Origin of the sequence: Mycobacterium sp. SP-6446 (assembly GCF_001954045.1) — a bacterium.
Classification (GTDB): domain Bacteria; phylum Actinomycetota; class Actinomycetes; order Mycobacteriales; family Mycobacteriaceae; genus Mycobacterium.
Window position 1 is genome coordinate 15991 of sequence record NZ_MBEM01000029.1, and the last position, 13592, is coordinate 29582.

Below are 13592 nucleotides of genomic sequence, written 5' to 3' on the forward strand. Positions count from 1 at the left end.
GTTTGTCACGGGTTATTTCCCGTAGCGGCGATGGCGCTGGCTGTAGTCACGCAGCGCGCGCAGGAAATCCACATGGCGGAACGCGGGCCAGTGCGCTTCGCAGAACCACATCTCGGAGTACGCGCTCTGCCATAACAGAAAGCCGGACAGTCGCTGCTCCCCCGATGTGCGGATGACCAGGTCGGGGTCGGGTTGCCCAGAGGTGTAAAGGTTTTCGGAGATGGCGTCGACGGTCACCGCGTCGACGAGTTCCTCCGCGCTGGCCCCGTTGGCGAGCTCCTTGCTCAACAGCGCCCGCACGGCGTCGACGATCTCCCGGCGCCCGCCGTAGCCGACGGCAACGTTGACGTGAAACGGCGCGACCGCCGGCGTGGACTCCACCGCGCCGCGAAGCCGCCGGGCGGGTTCGTCGCCGAGCAGTTCCAAATCCCCCACGGTGCGCACGCTCCACCGATTGGCGGGCGCACAGATCTCCTCGACGACGTCGGTGATGATCTCGATGAGCGCGGCCAGCTCGTCGGGGTCGCGCTGCAGGTTTTCGGTGGACAACAGGTAGACGGTGGTCATCTCGATACCCGCGGCCTGGCACCAGCGCAGCATCTCGGCGATCTTCGCGGCGCCCATGCGGTAGCCGTAGCTGACGTCGTCGTAGCCGGCATCGCGCGCCCATCGGCGATTTCCGTCGCACAGCACCGCGATGTGCCGGGGCAATTCGGACTTCGACGCGGCCAGACCCTGCCGTAGCCGCAGCTCGTAAATGCGGTACAGGGGCTCTTTGAGCCGCGGCGGGATGACCTCCACGAAGATTCACCCTACTGTGAGCTGCGCCAATTTCCCGTCCGCAGTTCCGGCAATCTCACCGCACGTCTGACCAGCGACTGCGCCGACGGCCGCTAATGTTTAGCGGTATGAGCGGCCAGATAACCACGGTCACCCACCCGGAGTCCGAATCGCAAGGCCCCGCGGCCAATGCCGCGCAGCATCTCGTCGACGGCGTCGCGCGGGTTCTGACCAAGCCCCGCTTCCGCGGCTGGATCCACGTCTACTCCGCCGGGGCCGCCGTGGCCGCGGGTGCCTCGCTGATCGCGGTGTCGTGGGCGGTCGGATCAACCAAGGCCGGGCTGGCGACATTCGTCTACACCGCGGCCACCATCGTGATGTTCACGGTCAGCGCGACCTACCACCGCGTCAACTGGCGGTCCGAGACCGCGCGCAAATGGATGAAGCGGGCCGATCATTCGATGATCTTCGTGTTCATCGCCGGCAGCTACACCCCGTTCGCGCTGCTGGCCATGCCGCCCGCCGCGGGGCGAGCGGTGTTGTCCATCGTGTGGGGCGGCGCGCTGGCCGGGATTCTGCTGAAGATGTGCTGGCCGTCGGCGCCGCGCTGGGTGGGGGTGCCGCTGTATCTGCTGCTGGGCTGGGTCGCGGTCTGGTACACCGGCACGATCCTGCACAACGCCGGGGTGACTGCGATGGTGTTGCTGTTCGTCGGCGGCGCCCTGTACAGCATCGGCGGCATTCTTTACGCGCTGCGCTGGCCCGACCCGTGGCCGAACACGTTCGGTTACCACGAGTTCTTCCACGCCTGCACCGCGGTGGCGGCGATCTGCCACTACATCGCGATGTGGTTCGTGGTCTTTTAGAGCTGGGTGACGTTGTCCGCCGACCAGTAGGCCTTCATCGCGGCGACCTTGCCCTGCTCGTCGAACACCATGACGTCGATCGGCTCGATCAGCATCCGGTGCTCGCCCGCGGCCACGGTCAGCCGGAACTGAAAAGCCGCCTCTTTGCCCGCGACGCGCAACGAGACCAGTTCGCACTCCCGCTGCAGATCGTTGACCGCCGAGTAGAAGCCGTGGATCGCCTGGCGACCGATGTGGACCTCGCCGCCGACCGGGTCCTCGACGGTGGCATCGTCGGCGTACAACTCGACGACGTCGTCGGCGCTGCCCTTGGCCATCAGTTCGATGTAGCGGTTGACCGTTTCGGTGATGTGTTCGGCGCTCGGCATAAACGGTCACGCTACCGTGGCGTGGCCAACGCCTCCGCGAGGTGTTCGGCAGTGGTGACCGGCAGATCGCAGACGCGTCCCCGGCACACGTATGCCGCGTCGGCGCCGGCCACCCGGTCCCGCCCGGCGAGCAGCACCGACGAGTCCTTTTCGCCGCCGACGACGATCGCTCCGCCGGGTGCCAGTCGGCGCGCGTCGGCAAGCAGCGCCGAGCCCGACGGATCGCAGGCGACCGCGATTTGTAGCGGGCCACGAACCGCGGCTTCGGCGACGGCCAGCCAATGTCCGGCCGACCGCGGCGCGCGCGCCAGCAGCACGGAGTGCGCGCTGAGCGCATCGGACGCCGCTTGCAGATACCGCTGCGCCCGGTCGCCGTCGACCAGGTGGGCCGCGGCCAGCAGCGCATCGGCGACGGTCGAAGCTCCCGACGGCGTCGCGCCGTCCAGCGGGTCAGCGGGCCGCAGCATCAGTTGCTCGGCGTCGTCGGCCGTGTCGAACCAGCGGCCGGGCCGCTGCGGGTCGGCGAAGTGCGCCAGCGCGATGTCGAGTAGCTCGGTCGCCCTGCCCAGCCAGGCGTCGTCGGCGGTCAGTTGATACAGCGCGAGCAGTCCGCTGGCCAGCATCGCGTGGTCCTCCAGGATGGCGGCGCTGTCGCCGACCACCCCGCCGAGGCTGGCGCGCCGCAGCCGGCCGTCGACGACGTGTAAGTCCAGCAGCGCAGTCGCGCAATCCCGTGCGGCGCTTGCGAATTCGGGTTCGTCCAGGGCCACGCTGGCCTCGGCCAGCGCGGCGATCGCCAGCCCGTTCCACGACGTGACGACCTTGTCGTCGCGCCCGGGCTGGGGGCGCGTGCGCCGGGCTGCCAGCAGCGCGGCCCGGACGCGGTCGAGCCGCTGGGGATCGTCGGCATCGGCGGGGCACTGCAGCACCGACGTCCCGTGTTCGAACGTTCCGGGCTCGGTGACCGCGAAAATCTCTGCGGCCCAACGCCCGTCGTCGACGCCGAGCACCTCGGTCAGCTGGCCCGGCGTCCACACATAGGTCAAGCCCTCGCGCCCGTCGGCGTCGGCGTCCAGCGACGAGGTGAACATGGCGCCGTCGGCGAGTTCGTCGAGCAGAAACCCCGCCGTCTGGGCGGCGACCCGGCGCGCCAGCGGATCCCCGGTCCGCCGGGCCCAGTGCGCATAGCAGCGCAGCAGCAGCGCGTTGTCGTAGAGCATCTTCTCGAAATGCGGTACCACCCAAGCGTTGTCGACGCTGTACCGGGCGAAGCCGCCGCCCAGCTGGTCGTAGATGCCGCCGCGGGCCATCGCGTTGCCGGTGCGCGTAACCGCCTGCAGCACCGCCGACGAGCCGGTGCGCTCGTAGTGGCGCAGCAGCGCCTCGAGGATCGCCGACGGCGGGAACTTCGGGGCGCCACCGAATCCGCCGTGCACGGTGTCCTGCTCGCCCAGCACCGTCGCGACGGCCTGGTCGCACAGGGCGGGTGCCACATCCGGGCCGCCGCCGGGCAGCCCGGACGACATTTTGCGCAACTCGCCGGCGATGTGTTCGGACGCCTCGTCGACCTCACCGCGGCGGGTTCGCCACGTTTCGGATACGGCCGAAAGGAGTTGCAGGAAGCTGTCTTTCGGGTAGTACGTGCCGCAGAAGAAGGGGCGTCCGTCCGGCGTGAGGAAACACGTCATCGGCCAACCGCCCTGCCCGGTAAGTGCGACGGTGGCGTTCATGTAGACCGCGTCGATGTCCGGCCGTTCCTCGCGGTCCACTTTGATGCAGACGAATCCCGCGTTCATCGCGGCGGCCACCTCGTCGTCCTCGAACGACTCGTGCGCCATGACGTGGCACCAATGGCACGCGGCGTAGCCGATGGACAGCAGGATCGGCACATCGCGCGCGGCGGCCTCCGCCAGCGCCTGCGGCGTCCACTGCTGCCAATGCACCGGGTTTTCGGCGTGCTGACGTAGATACGGGCTGGTGGCCAGCCCGAGTGTGTTGGTCCCGGCGCCCTCAGCCGGGCTCATCGCCGGAACCTGGCGGTGCCGATCCGTCGGGCCGCCCGGGGCGTCGCTCCGGCGCCTCGTCGACGGTGTCGGTGCCCTCGTCGGCGGCCTGATCGGGCTCGGGGTGCTCGGGGTCGAACGTCTTGGGGACCTTCTTCAGCTGCCGGTTCATCGACCGCAGCAGCAACAACGTGGCGATCAGCAGCAGCACGACGACCAGCAACCCCAACGGGCTCGCCTTGCCGAAATCCGGGCCGTGGTTGCCGGGCGATCCGTCAGCGATCACCGTGAGCAGAAGGCTGCTCACGAGTCGTTCTCGATCCCGGCGAACAGGTCATCCTCGGGCAGCTGGGCGGGCACTCGCGAGCGGGCCAACTCGAATTCCTCGGTCGGCCAGAGCCGCTGCTGCCATGAGATCGGTGCCGCGAAGAATTCGGCGTTCGGGTCGATCTGGGTGGCGTGGGCGCGCAGCGCATCGTCGCGCTGGCTGAAATATTTCGAGCACTCCACCCGCGTGGTCACCCGCGACTCGAAAGGATCGTGCTCGGGTTTCCAGTGCTGCAGCCACTTACCGAACGGGCCCTCTTCGCCACGCTTGGCGAACTCGTCCTGCAGCAGCTGCATCCGCTGGCGCAAGAACCCGTGCACGTAGTACAGCTTGGACACGTTCCACGGCTCGCCGGCGCCCGCGAAGCGGGTACGGTCGCCGGCCGCCTCGTAGGCGGCGACCGAAACATTGTGGCAGGCAATGTGATCCGGATGCGGGTAGCCGCCGTTTTCGTCATAGGTGGTCATCACGTGCGGCCGGAACTCGCGGATGACACGCACCAGCGCCTCGGTGGACACCTCCAACGGGACCAGCGCGAAGCAGTCCTCGGGTAGCGGTGGTGGCGGGTCGCCCTTGGGCAGGCCGGAGTCGACGAAACCGAGCCAGGTGTGTTCCACGCCGAGAATCTCGGCGGCCTTGGCCATCTCGTCGCGGCGGATTTCGGCCATGTGCCCGTGCACGTCGGGCAGGTCCATCGCCGGATTGAGGATGTCGCCGCGCTCGCCGCCGGTCAGCGTCACCACAAGCACCCGATGGCCTTCGTCGGCGTACCGGGCAAGGGTCGCCGCACCCTTGCTGGATTCGTCGTCGGGGTGGGCGTGCACAGCCATCAACCGCAGTTCGCTCACATGCCCCCTTGTCGGTCTGCTGGACGCCCGGTTTCGACCCTATAATTCCAGTTGCCGATCGCTGTATTCCCTCGGCCGAGGTCCGGCAGTCGCTCAGCCCAGGCATACCCACCCATGACCGAAACCCCCATCGCTCGTCCGGAGGCCCGCTACGGGCGTTCGCGGCGGTCGGGGGTCTCGGGCCGCCGCGTGGTCATCGCGGCGGCCCTGCTGGCGGTCGCGGTCGGCCTCGTGGTCGCCGTCGTCGGCTACCTACGGCTTGGCACCAGCGACGTCACCGGGTCGCTGGGCGGCTATTCGGTGATCGATGACGAGACGGCGTCGGTGACGATCAGCGTGACGCGATCCGACCCGTCGCGGCCGGTGGACTGCATCGTGCGGGTTCGCGCCAAGGACGGCAGCGAGACCGGCAGGCGCGAGGTGCTGGTTCCGCCGGCTACCGAGACCACGGTGCAGGTGACGACGACGGTGAAGTCCTCCCAGCCCCCGGCCATGGCGGACATTTACGGGTGCGGCACCGACGTGCCGGGCTATTTGCGCCCGCCCGACAAACGATAAAGAACTGCGAATATGTCGTCATCAGCTGTTTCCGCAGTGGTAACATGGATGAATGCACGGTTCCTGCTGGGACCGTGTATTGCTGCTTAAAGGCCGTGAGCAGAACGGCGCGGTAGCACCGGGGGTGGGACCCCAATACCCCGACAGCGGGGATCAGAAGCTTACGCGGATATGCGGACCGGAAAGACGAGGAGCGCGACGAGATGACCGATACTCAGGTCACCTGGCTGACCCAGGAATCACATGACCGGCTCAAGGCCGAGCTCGATCAGTTGATCGCGAATCGCCCCGTCATCGCCGCGGAAATCAACGACCGTCGCGAGGAGGGCGACCTCCGGGAGAACGGCGGATACCACGCCGCCCGCGAGGAGCAGGGCCAGCAAGAGGCGCGCATTCGCCAGCTGCAGGACCTGCTCAACAACGCCAAGGTCGGGGAGGCGCCCAAGCAGTCCGGTGTGGCGCTGCCCGGCTCGGTGGTCAAGGTCTACTACAACGGCGACAAGTCCGACAGCGAGACGTTCCTGATCGCCACCCGTCAGGAGGGCGTCAACGAGGGCAAGCTCGAGGTGTATTCGCCGAACTCACCGCTGGGCGGCGCCCTGATCGACGCCAAAGTCGGCGAGACCCGCAGCTACACCGTGCCCAACGGCAACACCGTCGAGGTCACGCTGGTCAGCGCGGAGCCCTACCACTCCTAACCGAGCGCCTGCTCGAGGTCGGCCTTTCGCCCGCCGCGTCAAGCGTGAATCGTGCGACGGGTCGGCGGCGTGTCGCGTCGCGAGATTCACACTCGGCGTCGTTAGTCGTTAGCCCAGCGCCTGCTCGAGGTCGGCCAGCAGGTCGGCGACGTCCTCGATTCCCACCGAAAGCCGCACCAGGTCGTCGGGCACTTCCAACTGCGAGCCGGCCGTCGACGCGTGGGTCATCGCGCTGGGGTGCTCGATCAGCGACTCCACCCCGCCCAGCGATTCGGCCAGGATGAACACCTTGGTGCCGGCGCACAGCTGCTCGGCGGCGGCCCTGCCGGCCCGCATGCGCACGGAAACCATGCCACCGAAGCCGCGCATCTGCTTCGCGGCGATCTCGTGCCCGGGGTGACCGGGCAGACCCGGATACAGCACCGCGCTCACCGCGGGATGCCCGGCGAGGAATTCCGCTACGGCCAAAGCGTTTTCGCTGTGCCGCTGCATCCGCAGCACCAGCGTCTTCAGCCCGCGCATCGTCAGGTACGCGTCGAACGGACCGGGCACCGCCCCGGCCCCGTTCTGCAGGAAACCGAAGGCGTCGTCGAGCTCTTCGTCGTTGGTGATCAATGCGCCGCCCACCACGTCGGAGTGACCGCCGATGTATTTGGTGGTCGAATGCAGCACCACATCGGCGCCCAGCGTCAGCGGCTGCTGCAGCGCGGGTGAGGCAAATGTGTTGTCCACCAACACCTTTGCCGAGTGCTGTCGGCCGAGGTCGGCAAGGGCCGCGATGTCGGCGATGGACAGCAGCGGGTTGGTCGGTGTCTCCACCCAAACCAGCCGCGTCGTCGGCGTGATCGCGTCGCGCACGGCGTCCAGGTCGGACAGCGCCACCGGTGTATACCCGACGTTCCAGGGTGTGAAGACCTTGTCGATCAGCCGGAAGGTGCCGCCGTAGGCGTCATTCGGGATGACGACGTGATCGCCGGGCCGCAGCATCGCCCGCAGCGCGCAATCGGTGGCGGCCATCCCAGAACTGAATGCCCTTGCGAACGTGCCCTCTTCGACGGCCGCCAGCGAGGCTTCGAGCGCCGATCTGGTCGGGTTGCCGGTGCGGGCGTATTCGAATCCGCCACGCAGGCCCCCGACGCCGTCTTGGGCGAACGTGCTGCTGGCATAGATCGGGGTGTTCACCGCCCCGGTCGCGGGATCGGGGCGGTAGCCGGCATGGATGGCTTTGGTGGCTAGGCCGGTGATTTCCTGGTGTCGCTTACCGTCTCCGCTCATCGACGATCAGCCTAGCCAGCCCGGCCATTGCTAGCCCTCTTCGATCGGCAGGACGACCGTCGTCATGATCTTGTCGGCCAGAGTCTGTCGCTTGGCGTCCCACAGCGGGAACAGGAAACCGATGTAGCAAATGATCGCGTCGACGAAGTGCGCAAGTTGGCGCACGATGGACAGCCCGAAACCGAGGGGCTGGCCGGTGACCTCGCTGACCACCTTGACCTTCATCACCGATTTACCGAGGCTCGACCCCGTGGTGCCCTGGCGGTAGCCGTAGTTCCACAACAGGTAGGCGAGGCCGGCCAGGTGCGCCAACCACTGCACGAGTTGACCGATCATCGAGGGCTGGCTGGCGCAGTACTGGTTGACGTCGTACTGCGTGATATCGGTGACGCAGGACGTCTGCTGCGTGGCGATCATGATCACCGTGCCGATGCCGACCACCACCGCGTACGGGATGACATCGATGATGAAGGCCAACACCCGGGTGAGCCACGGCGTGTAGGCCTCCGTCGGCAGCGTCCGGATGACGGGTCCCGGTGGTGGCGGCGCAACAGCGCCGGACGGCGGCGGTGGCGGCGGGTACGAACCGCCGCCCGGTGGCGGGGGCGGTGGCGGGTAGGCGGCGCCGGGCGCCGAAGGCGCGGGCTCATGCTCACCCTGGCCGGGCGGAGGTGGAGCGGGGAGCTGAGATTCGCCGGGCGGCGGTTGATCGGTCATGGCAACCCTTCCACTTCGGATGAGCTGAACTAGGCCGAATCACAGTACCTGAGCACCCACTGGCCAGGCGAGACCTTTGGGGACGCCGCGCTAGGGCCGCCGCGGCTCCGAGAGGAACCCCAACAAGTCGTACCGCGTGATCACTCCCACCGGCTTGCCTTGCTCCACCACCATCAGCGCGTCCCACTCGCGCAGCGCCTTGCCGGCCGCGGTGACCAACTCGCCGGCGCCGATCATCCGCAGCGGCGGACTCATATGTTCGGCGACGGCGTCGGCCAATTTGGCGCGTCCCTCGAAAACGGCCGAAAGTAGTTCGCGTTCGGAGACGCTGCCGGCGACCTCGCCGGCCATCACCGGCGGCTCGGCCCCGACGACCGGCATCTGCGAGACGCCGTACTCACGCAGAATGCCGATGGCGTCGCGCACCGTCTCCGACGGATGGGTGTGCACCAAATCCGGTAGCGCGCCGGACTTCCCGCGCAACACGTCGCCGACCGTCGGCTGCTCGGTCGAGCCGTCGAGGCGGCTGCGCAGGAACCCGTACGACGACATCCACGCGTCGTTGAAGATCTTCGACATGTAGCCTCGCCCGCCGTCGGGCAGCAAAACGACGACGAGCGCATCGGGCCCGGCCTCCTCTGCCACCTTCACCGCGGCCACCACGGCCATCCCGCACGAGCCGCCGACCAGCATCGCTTCCTCGCGGGCCAGCCGCCGGGTCATGTTGAACGAATCGGAGTCGGACACCGCGATGATCTGATCGGGCACGGTCGGGTCGTAGGCCGCCGGCCAGAAATCCTCACCGACGCCTTCGACGAGGTAGGGCCGGCCGGTGCCGCCCGAATACACCGAGCCCTCGGGGTCGGCGCCGACGATGCGCACCGCGCCACCGGACACCTCCTTGAGGTAGCGCCCGGCGCCGGTGATGGTTCCGCCGGTGCCGATGCCAGCGACGAAGTGGGTGACCTTGCCGTCGGTGTCGGCCCAGATCTCCGGGCCGGTGGTCTCGTAGTGGCTGGCCGGGCCCTCGGGATTGGCGTACTGGTCGGGCTTCCAGGCGCCGTCGATCTCCCGAACCAGCCGGTCGGAAACGCTGTAGTAGCTGTCCGGATGGTCGGGCGGCACCGCCGTCGGGCACACCACCACCTCGGCGCCGTAGGCAAGCAACACCTTGCGCTTGTCCTCGCTGACCTTGTCCGGGCAGACGAACACGCACTTGTAGCCGCGGTGTTGGGCGACCAAGGCGAGACCGACACCGGTATTGCCCGAGGTCGGTTCGACGATAGTGCCGCCCGGCTTCAGCAGCCCAGCTGCCTCCGCGGCGTCGATCATCTTCACCGCGATCCGGTCCTTGGAGCTGGCCCCGGGGTTGAGGTATTCGACCTTTGCCACGACGGTGCCGGCGCCCGCGGGGATGACGGAGTTCAGGCGAACCAGTGGGGTGCCACCGATGAGCTCACTGATGTGCTGCGCGATTCGCATGCGTTCATCGTCTCAGGCCGTTTCGGGCCGCGCATACCCGCGGCGGTCGGCCGCGGCGGCGCGCTAATCGGTAGCTTCGCGGATGTACTCGCCGATTTGGCGCAGCGAACGGATTGCTTCGGGCACCATCGGCGCGGCGAGCTGGAAATCGTGAATCTGGCCTGGCCACACCCGGACCTCGGCGGGCACGCCGACCGCCGCCAGCCGGCTCGCGGCCAACTGGGCGTCATGCAGCAGCACCTCGGATCCGGAGACGTGGATCAGCGTCCGCGGCAGTCCGGGTTTGATGTGCTCCAGCGGCTCGTAGATCTCTTCGGGTTTGCCGTCGACGATGTTCTTTTCGGCGGCGCTAGCAACCAAAGCAACGAGCGCGTCGAAGGCGGTGGCGGGGAACATCGCATCGGTCTTGATGTTGGGATGCGCCTGCTTGCATTCCTTTGCTAGCTGCAGCAGTGGCGAGATCGCGACCAGCGCCGCCGGCTCTTCGCCCTCCTCCTGTAGACGTTGCGCGAGGGCGAGCGCGAGATACCCGCCGGCCGAGTCGCCGGCCAGCACGACGCGGTCGGCGTCGTAGCCGCGCCGGCGCACCCATTGGTAGGCGTCGTAGCAATCGGCCAGCGCCATTCCCACTGAATGCTTGGGCAGGAGCCGGTAGTTGACCACCAGGACCGGTGAGTCAGCAAACTTCGAGAGCGCTTCGACGAGCCGGCCGTGTGAGTTTGCTCCACATGTCAAGAACGCTCCGCCATGGAAGTAGAGAACCATCCGACGGGTGCCGTCCGCCGGCAGCACCCCGGGGGCACGGACCAACTGTGCCGACGCGTTTGGCAAGTTCACGTCCTGTCGCACCGTGGCGGTCACTGGAAGCACGACCCGAGATAGAAGGTCGATGAGGCCCCAGGGCCAGGGTGCGTTGGGTGCGTGGCTCCCAGCGGCCAGGATCGGCCGGATCGTCAGCCGTGACGCGAGATTGGCAAGCCTCGCAGCAACGCTCGGCCCCGATTCGAGGACCTCGACCGGCGCCCCATCGCTGATCGCGAATTTGCGTGATTCAACTCTACGTGCCCTGAGGACGTCGTGGGTGCAAATGGCTCTCGGGGCGGAACCGGAGACCTTGCTCGGTGCGGTCATGCTCAACACTTCCTACGCCGTTGTAGTCCGATACAGCATGTGACGAGGCGGCTAAGCGTCCGGTTCATCTTCTATTCGCCGAGTCGTTCAGCCAACTCGCTGGACTTAGCTTGACAGGCTTTTCCGGGTACAACATTTGAAGAGTCTGATTTGATACCACATGTGATTCACAACGTGATCACATTGTTTTTAAGCCGCCAGCGCAAACACTCGAGCCGATCTAAACTGATTTTGTGACCATCCGGGTGCCGCGTCGTTCGACGATCGCCCTGGCCACAGCGGGTGCACTCGCCTCGACAGGCACGGCCTACCTGGGCGCTCGCAACCTGCTCGTCGGCCAGGCGACGCACGCGCGCACCGTCATCCCGAAGGCGTGGGACATCCCGCCCCGCGCCGACGGCGTGTACAGCCCGGGCGGCGGGCCGGTGGAGCGGTGGCAGCGCGGGGTGCCCGCCGATCTGCACTTGATGATGTTCGGGGATTCGACGGCCACCGGATACGGCTGCATCAGCGCCGAAGAGGTGCCGGGCGTGCTGATCGCACGCGGACTCGCGGAGCAGACCGGCAAGCGCATCAGGTTGAGCACCAAGGCAATCGTCGGCGCCACCTCGAAAGGCGTTTGCGGCCAAGTGGATGCGATGTTCGTGGCTGGCGCGCCACCGGACGCGGCCGTGATGATGATCGGCGCCAACGACGTCACCGCGCTCAATGGGATCAGCCAGTCCGCGCAACGGCTGGGCACGGCGGTGCGCAAGTTGCGCACCCGCGGCGCGATCGTCATCGTGGGCACCTGCCCGGACCTGGGCGTGATCAGCGCCATCCCCCAACCGCTTCGCTCCCTTGCGCATGCGCGCACTTCGCAGCTCGCCCGCGCCCAGGCCGCGTCGGTCCGGGCGGCCGGCGGTGTGCCGGTGCCGTTGGCGCACCTGCTGGCGCCCCAGTTCCGGGCCACGCCCGAGGTGATGTTCTCCGCCGACGGCTTCCATCCCTCGCCGGCCGCGTACGCGCTCGCGGCCAGGGCGCTGTTGGCGACGCTCTGCGATGAACTGGCCGAGCAGGTCGACGGCCCGGCGGAGCAGGCACCGGCCCCCGCCCCGGCGCAGGTGCTCGACACCGCGCACACCCGACGCAGCGTCATGCCGCGGCTCTGGCAGCGGCCGGTGCCGGGTTCGCGCGCCCCGTCGTCGTAGCGGCCGGTCGGCACCGACTAGATTTGTGCTACCCGTCGAGGTGGACGTACCACCCGTTCCTAGCTAGCCCGCGTCCCATGGGAGAGAACCGCCATGCCTGAAGCCGTCATAGTCTCCGCTGCCCGCTCGCCGATCGGCCGCGCCATGAAGGGGTCGCTGGTCTCCATGCGGCCCGACGACCTCGCGGCGCAGATGGTCCGCGCCGCGCTCGACAAGGTGCCCGCCCTCAACCCGCACCAAATCGACGACCTCATCCTGGGTTGCGGCCTGCCCGGCGGCGAGTCCGGCTTCAACATGGCGCGCGTCGTCGCCGTCGAACTGGGCTACGACTTCCTGCCGGGCACCACGGTGAACCGGTACTGCTCGTCGTCGCTGCAGACGACGCGGATGGCCTTCCACGCGATCAAGGCGGGCGAGGGTGACGCGTTCATCTCCGCGGGAGTGGAGACCGTGTCCCGGTTCGGAAAGGGCAACTCCGACTCGTGGCCGGACACCAAGAATCCGCTGTTCGACGAGGCCCAGGAGCGGACCGCCGCCGCGGCCGGCGGCGCGGACGAATGGCACGACCCCCGCGCCGACGACAACCTGCCCGACGTCTACATCGCGATGGGCCAGACCGCTGAAAACGTCGCCATCTTGACCGGCATCAGCCGCGAGGACCAGGACCACTGGGGCGTGCGCAGCCAGAACCGGGCCGAGGAGGCCATCAAGAGCGGGTTCTTCGAACGCGAGATCACCCCGGTGACGCTGCCCGACGGCAGCACCGTCAGCACCGACGACGGCCCGCGTCCGGGCACCACCTACGAGAAGGTCAGCGAGCTCAAACCGGTGTTTCGCCCCAACGGCACGGTGACGGCGGGCAACGCCTGTCCGCTCAACGACGGCGCCGCCGCGCTGGTGATCACCAGCGACACCAAGGCCAAGGAACTGGGCCTGACACCACTGGCCCGCATCGTGTCGACCGGCGTCAGCGGACTGTCGCCGGAGATCATGGGGCTGGGCCCGATCGAGGCGTCCAAGAAGGCGCTGGAGCGGGCCGGCATGTCGATCAGCGACATCGACCTGTACGAGATCAACGAGGCGTTCGCGGTCCAGGTGCTGGGCTCGGCGCGGGAGCTCGGCATGGACGAGGACAAGCTGAACGTGTCGGGCGGGGCGATTGCACTCGGCCACCCGTTCGGCATGACCGGCGCGCGCATCGCCACCACGCTGCTGAACAACCTGCAGACGCACGACAAGACGCTTGGTTTGGAGACCATGTGTGTCGGCGGCGGGCAGGGCATGGCGATGGTGATCGAGCGGCTCAGCTAGCCCTGCCCGTCGAGTGTGCGTCCTGGGCGCCGAGTGT

The 13592-nt window shown here is 67.9% G+C and carries 14 protein-coding genes; 5 read left to right on the plus strand and 9 right to left on the minus strand.

The genetic code is table 11. The features are described from left to right. Positions 1-12: 12 nt before the first annotated feature. Positions 13-801 (minus strand): (2Z,6E)-farnesyl diphosphate synthase, encoded by a 789-nt coding sequence (locus A5736_RS02115; RefSeq protein WP_076127628.1) that lies wholly within the window; start codon positions 799-801, stop codon positions 13-15. 107 nt (positions 802-908) lie between these two features. Between A5736_RS02115 and A5736_RS02120 the strand changes: the two genes are divergently transcribed. Then, positions 909-1646 carry a hemolysin III family protein gene (locus A5736_RS02120; protein ID WP_076244263.1) on the plus strand — a complete coding sequence of 246 codons (738 nt, stop codon included), beginning with the start codon at positions 909-911 and terminating at the stop codon, positions 1644-1646. Here the strand turns inward: A5736_RS02120 and A5736_RS02125 are convergent. From A5736_RS02125 to mca, 4 genes are read right to left on the minus strand one after another with little or no spacing between them, the layout of a single operon-like run. Beyond that, positions 1643-2014 carry a nuclear transport factor 2 family protein gene (locus tag A5736_RS02125; protein WP_076244265.1) on the minus strand — a complete coding sequence of 124 codons (372 nt, stop codon included), beginning with the start codon at positions 2012-2014 and terminating at the stop codon, positions 1643-1645. The two genes, A5736_RS02120 and A5736_RS02125, sit on opposite strands and share 4 nt — an antisense overlap. 11 nt (positions 2015-2025) lie before the next feature. Further along, positions 2026-4038 (minus strand): thioredoxin domain-containing protein, encoded by a 2013-nt coding sequence (locus A5736_RS02130; RefSeq protein ID WP_076244267.1) that lies wholly within the window; start codon positions 4036-4038, stop codon positions 2026-2028. After that, positions 4025-4324 carry a hypothetical protein gene (locus A5736_RS02135; RefSeq protein ID WP_076127620.1) on the minus strand — a complete coding sequence of 100 codons (300 nt, stop codon included), beginning with the start codon at positions 4322-4324 and terminating at the stop codon, positions 4025-4027. Before A5736_RS02135 ends, A5736_RS02130 begins: the two co-directional genes overlap by 14 nt. Beyond that, positions 4321-5193: a mycothiol conjugate amidase Mca gene (gene mca, locus A5736_RS02140; RefSeq protein ID WP_076244269.1), complete on the minus strand. Its 873-nt coding sequence runs from the start codon at positions 5191-5193 to the stop codon at positions 4321-4323. Before mca ends, A5736_RS02135 begins: the two co-directional genes overlap by 4 nt. Before the next feature lie 114 nt (positions 5194-5307). On the opposite strand from mca, the gene A5736_RS02145 reads away from it, so the two are divergent. Continuing rightward, a complete protein-coding gene (locus tag A5736_RS02145) occupies positions 5308-5751 on the plus strand; it encodes a DUF4307 domain-containing protein (protein ID WP_076127616.1) in 444 nt (147 codons plus the stop codon). 203 nt (positions 5752-5954) lie between these two features. Beyond that, positions 5955-6449 (plus strand): transcription elongation factor GreA, encoded by a 495-nt coding sequence (gene greA, locus A5736_RS02150; protein ID WP_066915156.1) that lies wholly within the window; start codon positions 5955-5957, stop codon positions 6447-6449. Positions 6450-6557: 108 nt separating this feature from the next. Here greA and A5736_RS02155 read toward each other — a convergent pair whose 3' ends face one another. From A5736_RS02155 to A5736_RS02170, 4 genes are all read right to left on the minus strand, one after another. Beyond that, positions 6558-7724, minus strand: a complete 1167-nt coding sequence (locus A5736_RS02155) for a cystathionine gamma-synthase (RefSeq protein ID WP_076244271.1) — start codon at positions 7722-7724, stop codon at positions 6558-6560. Between the two features lie 30 nt (positions 7725-7754). Next, on the minus strand, positions 7755-8441 hold the full coding sequence (locus A5736_RS02160) for an RDD family protein (protein WP_076127612.1): 687 nt from the start codon (positions 8439-8441) through the stop codon (positions 7755-7757). Between the two features lie 90 nt (positions 8442-8531). Then, on the minus strand, positions 8532-9923 hold the full coding sequence (locus A5736_RS02165) for a cystathionine beta-synthase (RefSeq protein WP_076244273.1): 1392 nt from the start codon (positions 9921-9923) through the stop codon (positions 8532-8534). 63 nt (positions 9924-9986) lie between these two features. Further along, positions 9987-11054 carry an alpha/beta hydrolase gene (locus A5736_RS02170; RefSeq protein ID WP_076127608.1) on the minus strand — a complete coding sequence of 356 codons (1068 nt, stop codon included), beginning with the start codon at positions 11052-11054 and terminating at the stop codon, positions 9987-9989. A gap of 245 nt (positions 11055-11299) precedes the next feature. Here A5736_RS02170 and A5736_RS02175 point away from each other — a divergent pair, with 245 nt between their 5' ends. Continuing rightward, positions 11300-12244 carry an SGNH/GDSL hydrolase family protein gene (locus A5736_RS02175; protein ID WP_139333082.1) on the plus strand — a complete coding sequence of 315 codons (945 nt, stop codon included), beginning with the start codon at positions 11300-11302 and terminating at the stop codon, positions 12242-12244. Between the two features lie 93 nt (positions 12245-12337). Further along, the gene (locus tag A5736_RS02180) at positions 12338-13555 is read left to right on the plus strand and encodes an acetyl-CoA C-acetyltransferase (RefSeq protein ID WP_076127604.1); all 1218 of its coding nucleotides are present in this window, start codon (positions 12338-12340) and stop codon (positions 13553-13555) included. Positions 13556-13592: the final 37 nt, after the last annotated feature.

Bases quoted from the DNA above. Each gene is read 5' to 3' on its own strand.
- A5736_RS02160 (WP_076127612.1), bottom strand. From the start codon at position 8,441: ATGACCGATCAACCGCCGCCCGGCGAATCTCAGCTCCCCGCTCCACCT.
- A5736_RS02180 (WP_076127604.1), top strand. From the start codon at position 12,338: ATGCCTGAAGCCGTCATAGTCTCCGCTGCCCGCTCGCCGATCGGCCGC.
- A5736_RS02145 (WP_076127616.1), top strand. From the start codon at position 5,308: ATGACCGAAACCCCCATCGCTCGTCCGGAGGCCCGCTACGGGCGTTCG.
- A5736_RS02165 (WP_076244273.1), bottom strand. From the start codon at position 9,923: ATGCGAATCGCGCAGCACATCAGTGAGCTCATCGGTGGCACCCCACTG.
- A5736_RS02125 (WP_076244265.1), bottom strand. From the start codon at position 2,014: ATGCCGAGCGCCGAACACATCACCGAAACGGTCAACCGCTACATCGAA.
- A5736_RS02130 (WP_076244267.1), bottom strand. From the start codon at position 4,038: ATGAGCCCGGCTGAGGGCGCCGGGACCAACACACTCGGGCTGGCCACC.
- A5736_RS02155 (WP_076244271.1), bottom strand. From the start codon at position 7,724: ATGAGCGGAGACGGTAAGCGACACCAGGAAATCACCGGCCTAGCCACC.
- greA (WP_066915156.1), top strand. From the start codon at position 5,955: ATGACCGATACTCAGGTCACCTGGCTGACCCAGGAATCACATGACCGG.
- A5736_RS02120 (WP_076244263.1), top strand. From the start codon at position 909: ATGAGCGGCCAGATAACCACGGTCACCCACCCGGAGTCCGAATCGCAA.
- A5736_RS02170 (WP_076127608.1), bottom strand. From the start codon at position 11,054: ATGACCGCACCGAGCAAGGTCTCCGGTTCCGCCCCGAGAGCCATTTGC.